Source organism: Lacinutrix sp. Hel_I_90 (assembly GCF_000934685.1).
In the GTDB taxonomy this organism is placed as follows: Bacteria; Bacteroidota; Bacteroidia; order Flavobacteriales; family Flavobacteriaceae; genus Lacinutrix.
In genome coordinates, this window is the sequence record NZ_JYNQ01000001.1 from 744,220 (window position 1) to 762,432 (window position 18,213).

Genomic DNA, 18,213 nt, shown 5'->3' on the forward strand with positions numbered 1-18,213 from the left:
AGGTGGCGATCTCTTAAACCTAAAATAATAAAATAAGATTACCGCTATCGCGGAAAATAAATATGAATGTAATAAAAATATTTTCACCAGCAACGGTAGCCAACGTCTCCTGCGGATTCGATGTGCTCGGTTTTTGTTTAGACACTATTGGGGATGAAATGCTAATACGAAAAACTAAAGAAAAAGGGATTCGCATTACCAAAATTGAAGGTTATGATTTGCCCTTTGAAGCTGAAAAGAATGTCGCTGGTGTCTCAGCTTTAGCCTTAATTGAAGTAGCGAAACCCGATTGTGGATTCGAAATCGAAATTTATAAAAAAATAAAACCCGGCAGTGGTATTGGCAGTAGTTCTGCCAGTGCTGCGGGTAGCGTATGGGCCATTAACGAGTTATTAGGCAAACCGTTTAGTAAAGCACAAATCACAAATTTTGCGATGAAAGGAGAAGCCCTCGCTAGTGGCTGCGAACATGCAGATAATATTGCGCCCGCAATATTTGGAGGAATTACCTTAGTGAAATCTTGCGCGCCTTTAAAGGTTTTAGAAATTCCGACGCCTTCCGCATTGTATGCCACAATCATTCACCCAGAAATAGAAATAAAAACAGCGGAAGCCAGAGCTATTCTGCCAAAACAAGTTGATTTACAGAACGCCATTACACAATGGGCAAACGTGGGGAGCTTAGTACATGCCATGCATACCAATGACTATGATTTAATTCGTGAGTCCTTACATGATGTTATTGTTGAGCCTTACAGAAGCCAATTAATTCCGTATTTTAATGAAGTAAAAACCGAAAGTATAAAGTCTGGTGCTTTAGGCGCGGGCATTTCGGGCTCAGGACCTTCTATTTTTGCCTTATCAAAAGGGAAAGCTGCTGCAGAAGCTGTTGCCCATGCAATGAAAAAAGTCTATTCTCAAACAGATATTCAGTTTAATGTGTATGTGTCTAAGATTAATATGGAAGGGATTAGAGTAATTAAATGTAACTGATTAAAAAGCGTGCGTTATACATTTTAAACAACGTGAGGCAACTATTTAAAAGAGGCTTCGACACACTCAGCATGACACCGAGAAAAATAAAATAATATTAAAAGATTTTCGCTCAAGTGTATCTTGAGCACAGTCGCTAGACACAAGCAAACATGAACTATTACAGTCTAAACAAACAAGCACCAAACACAACGTTTAAAAACGCTGTTATAAAAGGATTAGCGCCAGATAAAGGGCTGTACTTTCCAGAAAGCATTACACCCTTACCAGAATCGTTTTTTGAAAACATCAATACGCTAAGCGCTTCGGAAATAGCATTTGAAGCAATCAAACAATTTGTGAGTCCGGATATTCCTGAAGCCATACTTAAAACAATTGTTGAAGACACCTTGTCATTTGATTTTCCTGTGGTGACCTTAAATGACAGTATTTCAACTTTAGAACTATTTCACGGGCCAACCATGGCCTTTAAAGATGTTGGCGCCCGATTTATGGCGCGTTGTTTAGGCTATTTCAATAAAAACAACACTAACGAAATTACTGTTTTAGTGGCGACTTCTGGAGATACTGGTGGCGCTGTTGCTAACGGATTTCTTGGTGTAAAAGGGGTTAATGTCGTTATTCTTTACCCTAGCGGAAAGGTGAGTGCTATACAGGAAAAGCAATTAACCACTTTAGGACAAAATATCACGGCATTAGAAGTCGACGGTGTCTTTGACGATTGTCAGGATATGGTAAAACGTGCATTTTTAGATGAAGCGCTAACCAGCAAAATGCAACTCACCTCTGCAAATTCTATTAATGTGGCGCGTTGGATACCGCAACTCTTTTATTTTATGTTTGCTTACAAGCAGTTACATAACACCCATAAAGACCTCGTGTTTTCTGTACCAAGTGGAAATTTCGGAAACGTGTGCGCCGGTATGATGGCACAACAACTGGGATTACCCATTAAGCACTTTATTGCCTCTAATAACGACAATAACGTGGTTACAGAGTATTTAAAAACTGAAGTGTACAACCCAAAACCATCCGTGCAAACCATTAGTAATGCTATGGATGTTGGGAACCCAAGTAATTTTATTCGCATTCGAGAAATTTATAAAAATGATTTTAAGGCCTTAAAAGAAAACTTATCTTCTTTTAGTTTTAGTGATGAAGCCACCCGGACCGCTTTAAAAGAGCTTCACGACACCTTTAATTATGTTGCAGATCCACACGGCGCTGTAGGTTACTTAGGTTGTAAAGCCTATTTAAAGGAACATCCTAAGGCACATTGTGTGTTTCTAGAAACGGCGCATCCCACTAAATTTTTAGAAGTGGTTGAAGCCGTGATTGAAGAAAAGCAGGCATTACCGCCACAAATTCAGGCCGTTATGGGTAAAGACAAAGTCGCGACTAAAATTAGTAGCTATGAGGAATTAAAAGTGTTTTTACTTAAATAACTGGTTTCTGCGTTCTGAGTTAGTTAAGAATACAAAAGCACTTGCGCCAGTAAAAATAATAGGCTAAATTAGAGCTTAAACTAAGGCCTTACACAGGGTTCTAATAGAACAATGCTATGAATACTAAAACGACAGTAGTACTAGTGATGACGCTTTTTTCGTCACTTTTTATATATTCTCAACATGAAGAATTCATCAAATCGGGAGATAATACCATTCATTTAACGACTTACGGTAAAGGGCAACCTATATTAATTATTAATGGGGGTCCCGGAATGAATAGTGAAGGTTTTAAAGCTTTAGCAAAAATTATTGGTAAGTCAAATAAAGCGATAATCTATGATCAGCGCGGCACGGGCAGTTCTAAAATGACTAGAATAGATGCTCAAACCATTACCATGGATGCCATGGCAGAAGACATTGAGGTCATTAGAAAGCATTTGAAACTAGAACAATGGATTGTTCTGGGCCACTCATTTGGAGGCATGCTAGGATCCTATTATGCTTCTAAGTTTCCAGAACGCATAAAAGGGCTTATTTTATCGTCTTCAGGGGGGCTCAAAATGGCTCTTTTTTCGAGAATCGATATTAGGTCTAGACTAACACAAACTGAAAGGGACTCTTTAAGTTATTGGAATCGTAGAATCGCAAATGGCGACACCACCTACGTGGCAAGATTAAAACGCGGTACATTTTTGGCTCCAGCCTATTTATTTGATAAATCTAATATTCCTGTAGTTGCCGAAAGACTTACACAAGGTAATGCAACAATAAATGGTCTGGTATGGCAAAACATGAGAGAAATTGCATTTGATTGCACAGCAGGATTAAAAAACATTAAAGTTCCTGTGCTCATCATTCAGGGCAAACAAGATATCATTGATAGAGAAACTGCAGAAGTAGCAAAAAGTGCACTTCAAAATTCAAACTTAGTCATTCTTGACAAGTGCGGCCATTATGGATGGTTAGATCAACCTGATCTTTATTTTGAAAATATTAATACCTATTTAGAGAAATTAAAAAGTTGAGTAAAATAGTCCGAAAAGGGTTATAAATAAAAAGAATAAGTGTTAGCCATAAAAATAGCCACTAAAATAAGTGGCTATGCGTATTAAGCCTTTTTTAATGGCTTTAAAATGATATTAATTTAGGCTTCTACCTCAGAAACTTTATCCAGTGCCTTACCTATAAGTGTTTCTCCACTTATAATTTCGAAGGTTTTTCTATTGGCTGTGTCATCATTTAAACTTCTTACTAAAGTTTGTGCGACGTCTGCCCTACTTATTTCACCTTCCGTGTTTAATTTTATTTCTAACGCAATCTTATCTGTTGCCTTCTCATTATTTAGGGCCCCAGGTCTCACGATAGTATAATTTAAACCGCTGTCTTTTAAATAGGCATCTGCGTTCTGTTTTGCTTTTAAATAGTCGACTAATTGCTCTGCAGCTTCAGGATTATCTGCTCCCATAGAACTTAACATGACAAACTTTTTAACACCAGCTTCCTTAGCAGAATGAATCACGCGTTTGGCTCCATTTTGATCTACTTCTATTACGTTTTTACCGCCTGAACCTGCTGCAAAAATGACTTTGTCAATCCTATTTGTTTCAAAGACATGAGACACGTCTTTTTCTAAATCTGCCATGACAACATCTACCTTTTGGTTTTCAAAAGATTTAAATTGTGCTTCATCACGCACCATTGCAATCGGATTAAAATATTGTGATTGTATTAAAAGCGTTATTATTTGTTTTCCTGTGGTACCATTTGCACCTGCTACTAATATATTTTCCATGACAATAAGTTAAGGAGAAAAAGACCAATTACAGGCTTTGTTTCCTCATTTAACTTGGATTTGGGAGAGTTTTAACTTTGCTTTATGGAAATAGTCTGTTCTGTTCTCAAAAATAGGCTAACGTCAAAAGTCTTTAAACATAATTAGTGAAAAGCCTTTCGGTTGGCTAGGTCACGTATTTTATATCTGGAAAAACAATTAGGATAGCGCTTTGCAGTGGGCTAAAGACAAACAGAAGCGAGGAAAAATTAAAAAAGCATCCGTGATTAAAGTTGGCTTCACTCTTGATCACTGTCTCGATTTAATAGTTAGTGAATTTAAACAAACACTATCAGTCTATTACGATTTAATGCAAACGGATGTTTTAAGTTTGGGGAATGAATGACCTAAAAAGTCGCTAAAATTTCGTAAGTATGCCAAAAATATTAAAGACACTAAAACAGCAAAAAATTAAAGGTCATGAATTACCAGAACCTATTAACAGCAACTAGAGAATCATTAGATGTTAACTTGAAAGTTAGAGAAGGGAAAATACCTGATGATCTATCGGGTTTTGTATTTATCAATTCTGGTGCTGGCACAGTTAACTCTGGCGGTCTGCCTTACAAAAAGAAATTACCTAATGGCGATTTAAATAAGGAATTTGGCTCCCCGGTTATCAATGGGGATGGTTATGTTTTTCGTTTTGATATGACCCAAAAGGGCAAGGTAAATCTGAAAACTAATATATTGAAGCCACCCTGCTACTATGCAGACCTGGCCTCCAGCCCTATAATTAACGGAAAAGATAACCCCTATGCTAAAATTGCTTTTAAGAATAAAGGGCTGGCTAGAATGTCCAGAAAGTTAGGAACTAGAAATCAGTTAAACACAGCAATTACAGCCTTTCGAGCACCGGAGGATGATCAATTGCGACTACTTGCTACTTTTGATGCAGGGCGTCCTTTTGAATTTGATGCGCAAACCATCAAGCTTATTACTCCAGTAGGTAAAAATAAATTTTGGAGATCAGGTACTCCTCCATTTTTATATGACCCTTTTCCGATGTTTCTTACCACTGCACACCCGGTATATGATCCCGAAACTAGGGAGGTTTTTAGCGTAAATTTCACTAAAACGACAAAAAGACTGTTGAGCGCCACTGAAATATTTGATCTTTTGGCGAAAGATAAGGAAGGATTTGAGAAAAAACTGGAAGAAAGAATTGACCAGTGGAAAAATTATGAGAATAAAGAAAAAGCGCTAGAGGAAGTAAATGATTTTTTCTATAATGCCCACGAAGCTAAACAGAAAAAAGGCCTCAAGAAAATGCTGAAAACCATTTATAAAAAGTCTGTTGGTCATAAGTTGTCCAATGAAGATGCTGTTTACCTTGTTAAATGGAAAGGTCAAGACACACCTCAAGCATTTAAGATAATAAATGAAGACGGTTCGGCTATTGAAATTGAGCATAACATGCATCAAATTGGATTCAGTAAAGATTATTTATTATTAGCGGATACCAATTTTAAATTCACATTAAATGTCATAATGAATAATGCCTTTGCTAATAATAAGAAGCTTAACGCTTTCTTAAGAGAACTTTTGAGTGGGGTGCAAAATGACTATTCAAGTTTATACATAGTCCCAAGAAAAGATCTTATTGATGAAAAAAAAGAAGTAAAAGCCCATAAGGTAATATTGCCTGTTGAGACCGTTCATTTTTCAGTAGATTATAACAATGACAATGATATTGTTACCCTTCATATAGCACATAACTGCAGTGCCTGCCCTGCTGAATGGATAAGACACTATGACACCTGTAAATCTACCGGCCTGCCTGTGGATGAGCAAAAAGTAGGCTTGATAGCAGTGGGAGCGATGGATATAAGTAGGATAGGCAAGGTGAAAATCGATGTTAAAAACAGAGCAGTGCTGGAAAAAGAATCAAAGTTTTTACACCTTGAAGGAAACTTAGATGAAAAAGATCCGGGACCTCATACATGGGGTATTGGTCTTTATACCTATCACGATATGCTTTCTCCGGATTGCAATGTAGATAAGATTTCCCATATCTTTTGGCAAGCTTATGGTTTGTCTGACAAGATGCTCACAGAATTTGTCTACCGATTATATGAATGCCCTGAACGGAATCGTATTTATTCAGCTGAAGAGATGCTGGAGTTCACAAAAAAAGGCGCTCCTTTTATATTACAAACAGTGGAAACAGCGGGTATGGAAGTAACAGATTATTACTCCTTCGCAGAAAACACTTTTATGTGGTCTTTGCAGTTTATTCCTTCTTCCAAGCCTAAGGAGGGTGTTCCTGAAGCTTTAAATGGATATGTTCTTTGCACTGTTGTAGGACAAAGCACAAATGCGTCCACTGGTGATTCTTACTATTCAGAAATTTGGCTTTTTGATGCCAACAACTTAAAAAAAGGACCTGTAGTAAAGTTACACCATGAAAACATGCAGTTTGCTTTTACCATTCACTCTATTTGGGTACCTTCTGCTTCCAGCGTTTCAAGTCCTCCATATAAAATTAATATTCAGGAAGATTATGATGAGCAAATAAGTCAGATAAAGCGGAGAAAACTTCGGAAAAAAGTACAAAATTTAATGAATGATGGCGTTTATCCCTATTTTCAATAAATTGTTTTTAGTTTCCTTTTAAATATCACAATTGACAATAGCGCACGAAAATTAGAGCATGTGGCAGGGAAGAATTCATTAGTCACTTCAAATAAGGAGGACAGGCTATAGGTTTACGAAGGTCGTAAAATCGCCATTCGTGGACATAGAGAACGTATAAGCTTCCCTTAAATAGAATAGCAAAGCCCATGAGTATAAAAACACCCTCCTTTTGCCTGGTAATATAGCGCGTGTACAAGAACTAAAATTAATGGAAACAACTACTGTCTTTTGTTAGTTAAGTATATATCTTTGTTGCCACACATTTGAGAAAACCAATGAACGAGAATAGATACATTGAAAAATTCCAGACCAAAACTAACTCTGAATTAGAGTATATTCTGAAAAATAAAGAAAAATATAACGAAAAAGCGGTTTCTGCATCCATCCAAGTTTTGACAGAACGAAATGGAAAAACAACGAAAATAGAAACGGTTGAAAATGAAATACAAGCTGCGAAAGAAAAAAAGATAGTTCAGCAGAAAAAAGTGGTTGAAGAAACAAAAAAGAAAAGTTTCTTAACAGAAGACCCAAATACACCTGAATTGCATTCAAAGAAAGTAATTATGCTTTTTTCTGCAATATTTTCTACAATTTTCGGAGCTGTATTGCTGATGTATAATATGAAACAAACCGATAATTCAAAAGGTAGAATTCAAGTTTTGATTTTTGGAATTTTATACACAGTTGCGACTATTGTAATAATAGATTTATTAAATATAAAAACGAATCTTGCTTTGATATTTAATTTTGCAGGAGCAGGAATTTTAACCGAATATTTTTGGAATAAATTCATTGGAAAGGAATTTAAATATCGAAAAAGAAGTTGGGTCAAGCCAGCAATAATTTCTGTGCTAATTGTCATACCGATTTTTCTGGCAATAATATATGGCGGATAAAAAACGTGTGGTAACAATGTATATAAAAAATAGCGCAAGTCGTTTCTAACACTATGGCTAGGGCGTTTTTAGGAAGTCGCCAAATTTTTAAATTTGACGATTTCCCAAAAATAAAATAAATAGTGAAATTTAAAAATTCGCCTTGTGTTAATCCGGAAATTCATAAGCGCAGTACGGCGGTACTTTTCATATACGAGACGTAAACAATTTAACCCAAACTATCCAAATGAAAAAACTTAACTTACTCTTAGCTTTATTTATTGGACTTCTGATTTTCTCATCTTGTTCGAATGACGATGACGATAATGAAACTGAATTATCAGTAGTTGGAGGTTGGACTGTAGGTGCAACTACATTAAATGGAGAAATAATTACTAATCAAAGTATTACTCGATTATTGTCTGCCGAAAATAGAGCAGAATTTAGATATTTAATTCTTGTTGGAGAAGGTGATTTAGAACTAACAGTTTTCCAGGGTAATTGGTCAAGGGACGGTAATACATTAACAATAGTTTTTGATGATGCCGACATGGGAACAAATATTTATAATATTACTGAATTAACAAGCAACTCTATGACATGGGAATCTGAAATTTTAGGAGAAGGTATTTTAAAGGAAACTTTAACCAGATAAAAACGCCTTACAACAAACTACCCTGCTAAAAACAAGTAACAATTCATTGATTTTCTACTAGCGTACTGTTATAACTAGCATCCTATAGTAAGCCTGATTTAGCCATGGCAAAAACCCGTTTTAACAACGTATTACAAACCCGCTTCCGCTTTCCAAATAGTTAATAGAAAACCCGCTTTTCTTGAAAGGCGTCTTTTAGTTACCCACCTATTCCAACCCATTACGGTTACCCATAATAAATTATCAACCCACGTTTATAACTTCCCAAAAAAATACGTAATTCTACGTATAGGATAGCTAAGCATAATCCTGTAGCTTCGTTAATTAAGAATAGTAAAGCCCATGAGTATAAAAATGCCCTCTTTTTGCCTGGTAATACTTAGCGTGTGTGCAAGAACTAAAAGTATTGTAAACCACTACTGTCTTTTTTTAGTTAACTATATATTTCAATATCGTTAATAGTAACTATATAGCTTTGTTGTGCCGCATGCAAAATAACATCTTGCAATGAATGGAACTCATAAAATGAAGATAAAAATATTAGTAATCGGCTTGAAATGAATATTTCGCATCAATCCTTTTCACAAGGTGATGCTGCTAATAAAAAAGCATTCGTTTATATAATTGCTCAAGGACATGAGATAAAAGCGAATACATTTTACCACAGACGGATGATTTACATCCTGCAGTAGTTTTATTTCACCGTTGATTCTTTTTGGAACAGAGACTAAGTATTGGTTAACAACTTAATAATAAGCTTATTAACTATGCCTTTACTGTTGTATCTGTTTAACAAATTAAGTAAATTTATTTTAAATCCATAAAATTAGATATTATGAAAACCAAATCTATTGTCAATCAACTTATGATTATACTTCTATTGGTTCTGACAATTAATTGCGATGTTGAAGAACATTGGGGATGGAAAAGATCTCCAAATCCAAACGATGTTATGGACTTTTTAAATGGCGAAGGTGCTTATTCTAAACCTGTAAAGGATGCGCGAATTAGTGTAGTTTGGAAAGACAATTATTACGATTTTATTATTCATTATAGTAATGGTGAAAATTCTGAGTCAAACCCTGGCTGGGGGTGGAAACTTGCAACCACTATTGAAGATGCTTATAATTTTGTAAATACTAGGGGTCGTTACACAACTAAAATTAAGGATTTCAAGATTTGTGGGGTCTGGAAAAACAATCACCCTGAGTACTATATTTTTTATAAAACAGGGCAAATAAAAACCAATTGGGGTTGGAAACTGGCAACTAACCTGGATGACGCTAAAAATTTTCTTAATGCGGAAAGTAGCTATACCAGACCTGTTAAATTGGCTCGTATTGCCTCAATTCATAAAGGAAGCCATACCGAATACTACATATTCTATCAATTTGCTTCAGCGGAGGATTCAATAAGCAATTTCCTTTGGAAAAAATCATTTGATCCTGACGATGTTATGCAGTTTCTCAATGGGACAGGTGAATATGGGGATCGTGTTAAAGGTTATGATATTTGCGCTGTTGAAAACGAAAATAGAACCGAATATATCGTTTTTCACAATAAAGGAACAAAACTTTGGTTAACCGGGGCGATTGAAAATGAACGATTTGTTAAGGATGAACCAATTGAATTAAAGGCGTTTCTAACCAGTGATTATCCAACAGTTGATTCACAATTGGAATGGAGTTCCAGTATCGATGGAGTTCTGGGGAATAGTGCGGCTTTATCTTTAAATCATCTTTCAGTTGGAAATCACACAATAACTGTTAATGGATATAATAGATCAGAATCTGTTTCGATTAGAATATTTAATGATTTATGGGAACTTTACCAAGCAGAGCCTTCCCAAGCAGAGATTGACAGGGTAATGAATGATTTTGAGTTTCATTTTGTAGATCGCCCTGGAGAAGATGAGAGCTGGTCAGCTTACAATACATTCGCATTTGATCAAAGTTCAACTGACCCTTCAAAGATTATTGCTATCGCTAAAATTGATTTACTCAGGCATCAAAGATTTTCAGAGGATAGTCCATTCACATCTGGAATTTCTTTCTACGAGCATTTAAAACAGCACATTAGTGATATTTATTTATATCTTGATTGTGCCAGCAACACTGGAGGTGGGGGCGATGTAAGGTTGCATAGAAATTTTAGTGTATGGGATATCAGGAAAAGTGGAACTTTAGAAGATCCAGAAGCATGTAAAACTCCTTTTGACACTCGTTCCTTATCACAATATATAAAACCATTATATCTTCTAATGCATGAGGTAAGGCATAGTGAGTCCACCGATGCTCGACATGTAAATTGCAACGGCATGGGTAATATGGATCCATATTTTGAAAATGGTAGTGGTCATGCCAGTGCTGCGCTTTACCTGATGTGGGTATTTAAATATGGCCTATATGATCCAGAAAACATAAAAACAGAAGCCCGGAATACTGCCATGATGCTTTTGAATACCCGGTTTTGTGCACCACCAAGTCATTCAAATGAAAATGTACAGGTTATTTTAGATGAACTATTAGAATGATTTTTAAAAACCATTCGAAGATTACGTTTTACTGTTTAAAACTATTGCAATGAGTAAAAAAAATATTTTAGTAGTGCCATTCCTTTTTGCTCGTGTCTCGCAGATTTTGCTTCGCCAGTTCGCTTCGCGCGGGTCTATTGGGTTTTTATTTGCTAAATTAGCGATCTAATCAACGGCAACTAACTTTATACTAAACTTGTGTAAACTATGTATCTTAACGAACATTAAAAAATGAGATAATGACAAAAAACCTACTTCTGATTTTAACAATTCTGACTTTCCTATCATGTGGAAATGAAGAGGATAAAATGATTTATAAAACAAAAGGCGGAGAATTTGCTTCTAAGCCAGGAAATTTTATAGCTGACTTCCCTACAGAACCGAATTATTCTGCGATTGATAATCAGATCGGACTTGATAAATTTCAGATCCATTTATTTCGCTCGACATTAGGTCCAAATAAAATTTTTACTATTGAGTACTTAGATTACCCTGAATATATGATTAATTCAATGACTGACGCGCAAATTTATTCGCAAGGAGTAACTAATTACTCAAACAAAATGGATAAAGCTTTTAAATTGGAATTTCAAAAATCAATTGAACAGCACGGATTGAGTGGTCATTACTTTGTCCTAAATCTTAAACAAAACGCAATTGAAAAAGGAATAAAAGGTCATATTCAAGCAACACTATTTAGAAAAGAAAATAGAGTTTATACGGTTACTTATATGGGAAAGGATGATAAAAATGTGGATCCGTTTATGAAATCATTTCGTCTGATAAAGTAACTGCATACAACAAAGTCCTGTAGTAAAAACAAGTAAAAATGCATTAATTTTTCACTAGCGTACTTTTATTAAGCCTAATCTAGCAACGGCAAAAACCAGTTTTAACAACGTATTACACACCCGCTTCCGCTTTCCAAATAGTTAATAGAAAACCCGCTTTTCTTGAAAGGCGTCTTTTAGTTACCCACCTATTCCAACCCATTACGGTTACCCGTAATAAATTATCAACCCACGTTTATAACTTCCCAAAAAAATACGTAATTCTACGTATAGGTTATGTAAGCATAATCCTGTAGCTTCGTTAATTAAGAATACCAAAGCCCATGAGTATAAAAACACCCCCCTTTTGCCTGGTAATACTTAGCGTGTGTGCAAGAACTAAAAGTATTGTAAACCACTACTGTCTTTTTTTAGTTAACTATATATTTCAGTATAGTTAATAGTAACTATATAGCTTTGTTGGCAAACATTTAAACGAAATGGATAAAAAAGAAATAATTGTAACAGATAACCAATCTAATATCATTGAAACTCAAGTTCAAATGATAACTGGATTTTTAGCAGATTTAGGTTTACCTTCTGATAATATAATCGCCTCTAACCAAGAAAGAGGAATAATAAATAAAACACTTCCTGACTACATATCAAAACTTCCTGCGGACTTGAAAAAAGACGCAAGGTATCTATCAAAATTTGTAGTTGGTGCAGGTTTTGGATTATTTGATTATGCTCTAAATTCGATTTGGAACGAAGTTACTTTAGCGTTAAGAAATAAGGCTATTACATACGGTCTCGATATTTTCTTTGACGCTTCTGTTGGAGGAAAAATGAGAGAATTATATAATTCCGAAGAAGATTTAGGTGGATTAAAAGATAACACTCTTCTGAACACGTGTAAAAAGCTAGAATTAATCACAGAAACCACTTATAAAAAACTCGCGCATATTTTGGATATGAGAAATGATATTGGGATTTCTCATCCAACAAACTATACAATAAACGCTTTTGAGTTAATGGGTTGGTTTCAAACCTGTATTCAGGATGTTTTGCAAGATATGCCATCTGATTCAGCAATTCAGGTTAAAGCATTTATTGAAAACTTAAAAAAATTAGACACAATAATAGAAGATGAAAAGGTTCAAAAAATACAAGCTCAAATTTCTAGCCTTTCATCGCAACATTGTAGTAGAATTTTAAGAACGATTTTTGGCCTTTATGTTTCAACTGACAGTAATCAAACTTTAAGAAAAAATATTTCTAAAATAACACCAATAATTTGGGGTGCATCATCAGATGAAATCAAGTACAAAATTGGCATTATGGTAGAAGGTTACAACAATAATCTTCATACTGAAAAATATAAAAGAGGTTGCGAATTTTTTGAAATCGCAAATGGCAATAAATACAGAACTAAATCGGAAAGAATAATAAATTTAGAAAACCTATCAAATGAGTTAAGAGAAGCTCATTTTGGATATGACAATTTCTATAATGAAGTACCTGTTATAAAAAAGATTATGACATACTTCGAGGATTCAACTGATATTCCGAATCAAATTGCACGTAATCTTATTCATTCTGTTATGCTATGCAGAATAGGTCGTGGATTGACATACAATAGAGGGGTTTCACCATCTGGAAAAGAGTATTATATCCAATTATTTAATATGCTTAAAGATGATTTTATTCCAATGTTTATAGCTCAACTGTGTGAATTTGACATTCAACAAAAAATAAGCAGAAACATTGGAATGGAGCAAGCATTAGAAATGATAGCTGAAGTAAAACATAATATTATCAATGAAAGATATATTGAGTCTTTGGATTATCTATTAGCAGAATTCCCGAAAACTGAAAGAGCTATATTCAATACCAAATTCAAGAAACTTTCTATTGGGTTTTTAACTTGGGATGAATAATAAAAACGATTTGCCAACAACGTATATAAAACATAGTGCGAGTAGTCGCTAATACGAAGGTTCGGGCATTTTTTGGGAAGTCGCCAAATTTTTAAATTTGACAAATTGCCAAAAATAAAATAATTAGTAAAATTTAAAAATTCGGCTTGTGTATCATCCGAAATTTATCGCTTTTTTTCAGCGCTACTTTTCATATCCGTGATCGTTAGGTGCAAGACGAAAAAACCAACCAGCTAAAATTTATGATTAGGATAATTGAAATTGAAAACATAAAAGGCATTGCACAAAAAACCTTTGACCTCGGAATTTATCCTAATAAACCAAGCTTATTAGTTGCGCCAAATGGATTTGGAAAAAGTTCATTGGCTACTGCATTTAATTCAATGAATAATAATCGGATTATTCTTGCAGAAGACGACTTCCACTCTGAAAATATGAATAATTTGCCAAGAATAGCGATTGAATATGTCCAAGAAGACAAAACAGTTCTGAATTTAGAAGCAACAACTAATTCAAATACAATCAGCTCACATTTTGATTATTTTGTAATAAATAATTTAACTAAACCAAAAGGGATCGGCTCTCGATTTGGAAACGCAACGGCTAGATTAGAAATAAAAGATGTTGTCTTAGTAGATAGAATTCCAACCAATACACCATTTGGATATTCTTTTAGAAATAGCAAAGATGCTTTTGGCAATTGCGGTAAGGTTCTTCCAAACGCAAACTCAGTTTTGAACAATCTAGTTTTAGTAGAAAAATTAAGTGAAAATTACCAAGCATTGGAGCGTGCTAATGGATTATTAATTCAGAGAAGGTTAAATGAAATAATAGCTCGTATAAATGTTCAAGATGAAACAGCAACAGCCAACGTTTTAAATAACTGGGTCTCTCTTAACTGTTTAAATGACTTAAAACAAATTAATTATCTTAATACAATTGGAGATTTAATTAATGAATTTGATATAGGCTATAATTGTGAGGCAAAAAGCTATTTAGCTGCCATTCAGATAGCCGCACTTTATAATACTAATTCAAACACTTTTAAAGCGGCTTGTACTTTTAGTAATTATCGTTTAGATAAGCAACGTTTTGATGAAACTCTTACGACTTTCAACTGTACTTGGAGAAATATTAGTACAAGTCAAACTGCTGGTAAACTCGTAGTAAAATTTCCCCAAGCAATCCATATTTCAAATGGTCAAAGAGATATTTTGACCTTTATATCAATGTTATTTAGAGCAAAAAGACACTTAAAAAAAGGAGCTAATATTTTAATAATAGACGAAGTATTTGATTATTTAGATGATGCTAATCTTACAGCTGCACAATATTACATTACTCAATTTATAAAAGATTATAAACTTGCGAACAAGAGAATTTATCCTTTAATCTTAACACATTTAAACCCTAATTACTTTAAGAATTTCACATTTAGTAATCAAAAAGTCTATTATCTCAACAAATCAAATATTCAAGTTGCCCAAGGAATAATCAATCTATTGAGAAATAGGGATGATTTAACGATTAAAGCAGACGTATCTAAATATCTTCTTCATTACGACCCAGGAGTGATAAACAAAAGGGCTGAATTTAGAGCGCTTTCCATACCAGAATTGTGGGGAGAAAATGATAATTTTGAAAACCACGTAAATAACGAAGTCCAAAATTATTTAACCGATATTCCTTACGACCCTTTTGCGGTATGCGGAGCATTACGTCTAAAAATTGAAAGAATCGCATATGATAAACTTCAAAGCCCAGAGGCTAGAACTGCATTTATTGGAGTCCATAAAACTAGGAGTAAACTAGAAAAAGCAGAAGAAATGGGAATTGTATCGCCAGAATCACATTATCTTTTGGGAATAATATACAATGAAGGAATGCATTGGAGATTAAATCAAGACAATGTTTCACCTATCGCTTCTAAACTAGAAAATTTAACAATAAAGAAACTGATAACGGATGTTTTTGCTTGAAAGAAACATACGGAAAAGGCCAGCACCTAACAAAGAACTGAGGTAAAAAACAACACTTTTCTTCATTAATTTTAGACATTATTAGTTTAGGCTTAGAGATTCATTTAATTGATCCACTACGCTTATTTTTCACTCGGTTTTTAATTCAAAAACTATATTACTGAAACATAAGTTTCATCGTATGGTCTGCCAGATTTAGCTATTGCAAACGCTTGTTTTAGCAACTTGTTGGCTACAGCAATCAATGCCAGTTTTTTGCTTTTCCCTTTGTTCACTATACGCTCGTAAAGCGCTCTGCAAGCTTTGTTACACTTACAGGCATTAAATGCACATAAAAATAATAAATTCCGAAGCTTCCTATTTCCAACTTTACTAATCCTACTGCGACCTCTCACGCTACTGCCGGACTCTCTTATGGTTGGTGTAATCCCAGCATAACTGCATAATTGAGAAGCATTCTCAAACTTCTGAAAACCATCCGTAATTACTATTAGAAAAAGGGCTGTCTTTAGACCAATTCCTGGAATACTAGTTAATAAAGTTAATTGACTTTGCTGGTCTGCCTTTACAAGGCTTAGCAGTTTCTGATCGATTCCTGCAATCTCTTTTTCCAAATGCTTAAGATTTCTTTTTAATGAACTATAGACATGCTTTGATGGCATACCAAGAACTTCTTCGCCATGGAGCTTGTTCTTTGTCGCTGTACGCTTCTTTATATAACTATCCAGTAGTCTAAAGAGTTGCAAACATTCACTTTGAACATCTGTTAAGGCATTGTAAAGGGGCACTTCATTGATTTGACCATACTCACAAATCGCTTTAGCATCACTTCTATCGGTTTTCACTTTGGCGAGTCTCATCTGTATAAATCGTTTTACCGATAACGGATTTACTACAGACACCGTAACTCCTTTTTTGTAAAGAAACTGAGCAAGCAGGTAATGGTAGTAACCTGTGGCTTCCATCACCACTAAACTATCCTTAGGTAATACCTTAAGAAATTTCTTAAATCCTGCCGCATTGTTTTTAAACTGTAAGTGACCAACTTTACTACCATAACAATCAAAGACATCTTTACTAATGTCAATTCCAAAAGTTTCTTTATATTTATTCATAAGAACTGATTTATGAAAGAACAGCCTACTATACTCACAACAACTTGAAAACGAGATCTAGTGTCTCACAGAACTGAACGTGATAAAAGTAGAAAAGAGAGAGGATTATCAGTGTTGTCGAAGTCAAAAGCTTCACCGTATATATTAACCTTAATTCTCTCTTTTGTTCTTTCTGATTTTGTAACTAATTTATTGAATTGTAAACTTAAGCTATATATAGCAGATTGGGCGATTAGTGTTTAATCGAAAGGTCAGTTTTAATTTACAAAGTCGCCAAATCTTTTTAGATTACCCCATAGGGAAATATGAAATAAATTTGGTATTAAAAAAGAAAAATTAAAACAAAATAAAAAGATTTGGCTTGTAGCTAAACCGAAAATAATTGCTTGTTTTCTGCCCTACTTGCCATATATTTAACGTTGTACACAGCCAGAAAAAACTAAATGGAAGAAGAATCATTAATAAACAAACTTGAATTACATTATTATTTTGATGAAAGTGATGATTCTCATACAATGAATGCTTTTGTGAGAAATAGATGTGAATTTGAATTGCTTCAAATTTATAATGAACTTCAAAGAGAATTAGAAACAGATGTTAAGATAGAAACGGAAGCCTTTGAAGAAGGTGGGTTGACCGAACTATGGACTTTCCTTTCTGATAATGCAGTGCCAATTACACTACTATTAACGGGATTGTCACAAGCACTTTCTAGAATTCCATTACGAAAAACAAAACTCGAAAAGCGGGATTTAAAACTAAGTATTGAGGAGAGAAAATTAAATATTAAGGCTGCAAAAAAAGAGCTGAAAGAAAAGGAAAGACAAAGTGAAATAACTATTGAAAATCTGAATCTGATTATTGACACAAATCCTAAAATATTAAAACACCTCTCAAATTATTATAAACAACTTTATAGCTACCCGAAGGTTAAAAAAATATCAACAACAAAACTTAAGAAAAATAAGCAGAAAGCGGAAGAACCAATTTTTGTTCAAAGAACTGACTTTTATAAATTCATAATTGAAAGTGACGATTTAGAATCAATTATTGATGAAAATGCCACAATAGAAATTATTTCACCTGTTCTAAAAAAGGGTAAATACAAGTGGAAAGGAATATATGAAAATGCACAAGGTGTTATTGACTTTTATATGAAAGATCAAGTTTTTAAACAGTCTGTAATTGCAGAAGGTATAGAATTTAAAAATGGGACTTTCATAGATTGTGTATTAGAGATTTCAAGAAAAATAAATGAAGTTGGAGAAATTTTCAATTCATCTTTTTCTGTTGTAACAGTTCTTAAAAAGCATTACGAGAATGTAGTTGTTGAAACACCCCAAGGAAAACAATACAGACAAACAAAAGAGGCTGAAAAAAATCAATTTAAGTTATTTGATAATGATGATAAAAAAGAATAACCCAGTGCACAACAATG

At 34.3% G+C, this 18,213-nt stretch carries 14 protein-coding genes; 12 read left to right on the top strand and 2 right to left on the bottom strand.

Features of this window, described 5'->3' with window-relative positions; all coding sequences use genetic code 11:
• The first annotated feature begins 62 nt into the window (after window positions 1-62).
• The 3 genes from GQ46_RS03220 to GQ46_RS03230 all read left to right on the top strand — a co-directional run bounded on the left by GQ46_RS03220 (window position 63) and on the right by GQ46_RS03230 (window position 3,465).
• Window positions 63-992 (top strand): homoserine kinase, encoded by a 930-nt coding sequence (locus GQ46_RS03220; RefSeq protein WP_044398336.1) that lies wholly within the window; start codon window positions 63-65, stop codon window positions 990-992.
• Window positions 993-1,144: 152 nt separating this feature from the next.
• Entirely contained in the window at window positions 1,145-2,437 is a 1,293-nt protein-coding gene (gene thrC / locus GQ46_RS03225; RefSeq protein WP_044398338.1) for a threonine synthase, read from the top strand.
• Between the two features lie 116 nt (window positions 2,438-2,553).
• Window positions 2,554-3,465, top strand: coding sequence for an alpha/beta fold hydrolase (locus GQ46_RS03230; RefSeq protein WP_052503388.1), 912 nt, complete (start codon window positions 2,554-2,556; stop codon window positions 3,463-3,465).
• 119 nt (window positions 3,466-3,584) lie between these two features.
• Here the strand turns inward: GQ46_RS03230 and GQ46_RS03235 are convergent, their stop codons facing one another.
• Window positions 3,585-4,232 carry an SDR family oxidoreductase gene (locus GQ46_RS03235; RefSeq protein ID WP_044398340.1) on the bottom strand — a complete coding sequence of 216 codons (648 nt, stop codon included), beginning with the start codon at window positions 4,230-4,232 and terminating at the stop codon, window positions 3,585-3,587.
• A gap of 459 nt (window positions 4,233-4,691) precedes the next feature.
• Here GQ46_RS03235 and GQ46_RS03240 point away from each other — a divergent pair, with 459 nt between their 5' ends.
• The 8 genes from GQ46_RS03240 to GQ46_RS03270 all read left to right on the top strand — a co-directional run bounded on the left by GQ46_RS03240 (window position 4,692) and on the right by GQ46_RS03270 (window position 15,660).
• Entirely contained in the window at window positions 4,692-6,866 is a 2,175-nt protein-coding gene (locus GQ46_RS03240) for a carotenoid oxygenase family protein (protein WP_044398342.1), read from the top strand.
• 317 nt (window positions 6,867-7,183) lie between these two features.
• On the top strand, window positions 7,184-7,804 hold the full coding sequence (locus GQ46_RS03245) for a hypothetical protein (protein WP_044398344.1): 621 nt from the start codon (window positions 7,184-7,186) through the stop codon (window positions 7,802-7,804).
• A gap of 226 nt (window positions 7,805-8,030) precedes the next feature.
• Window positions 8,031-8,438 (top strand): lipocalin family protein, encoded by a 408-nt coding sequence (locus GQ46_RS03250; RefSeq protein ID WP_044398346.1) that lies wholly within the window; start codon window positions 8,031-8,033, stop codon window positions 8,436-8,438.
• Window positions 8,439-8,995: 557 nt separating this feature from the next.
• Window positions 8,996-9,130: a hypothetical protein gene (locus tag GQ46_RS18040; protein ID WP_255350625.1), complete on the top strand. Its 135-nt coding sequence runs from the start codon at window positions 8,996-8,998 to the stop codon at window positions 9,128-9,130.
• A gap of 143 nt (window positions 9,131-9,273) precedes the next feature.
• Window positions 9,274-10,971 carry a hypothetical protein gene (locus GQ46_RS03255; protein WP_044398348.1) on the top strand — a complete coding sequence of 566 codons (1,698 nt, stop codon included), beginning with the start codon at window positions 9,274-9,276 and terminating at the stop codon, window positions 10,969-10,971.
• 239 nt (window positions 10,972-11,210) lie between these two features.
• Window positions 11,211-11,762: a hypothetical protein gene (locus GQ46_RS03260; protein ID WP_044398350.1), complete on the top strand. Its 552-nt coding sequence runs from the start codon at window positions 11,211-11,213 to the stop codon at window positions 11,760-11,762.
• A 479-nt stretch (window positions 11,763-12,241) separates the two neighbouring features.
• Entirely contained in the window at window positions 12,242-13,681 is a 1,440-nt protein-coding gene (locus GQ46_RS03265; protein WP_052503389.1) for a hypothetical protein, read from the top strand.
• 242 nt (window positions 13,682-13,923) lie between these two features.
• A complete protein-coding gene (locus GQ46_RS03270) occupies window positions 13,924-15,660 on the top strand; it encodes a hypothetical protein (RefSeq protein WP_156133083.1) in 1,737 nt (578 codons plus the stop codon).
• A 152-nt stretch (window positions 15,661-15,812) separates the two neighbouring features.
• Here the strand turns inward: GQ46_RS03270 and GQ46_RS03275 are convergent, their stop codons facing one another.
• Window positions 15,813-16,775 carry an IS110 family transposase gene (locus GQ46_RS03275; protein WP_044398354.1) on the bottom strand — a complete coding sequence of 321 codons (963 nt, stop codon included), beginning with the start codon at window positions 16,773-16,775 and terminating at the stop codon, window positions 15,813-15,815.
• Window positions 16,776-17,218: 443 nt separating this feature from the next.
• Here GQ46_RS03275 and GQ46_RS03280 point away from each other — a divergent pair, with 443 nt between their 5' ends.
• Complete coding sequence (locus GQ46_RS03280; protein ID WP_044398356.1) at window positions 17,219-18,196, top strand: hypothetical protein; 978 nt, start codon at window positions 17,219-17,221, stop codon at window positions 18,194-18,196.
• Window positions 18,197-18,213 lie beyond the last annotated feature (17 nt).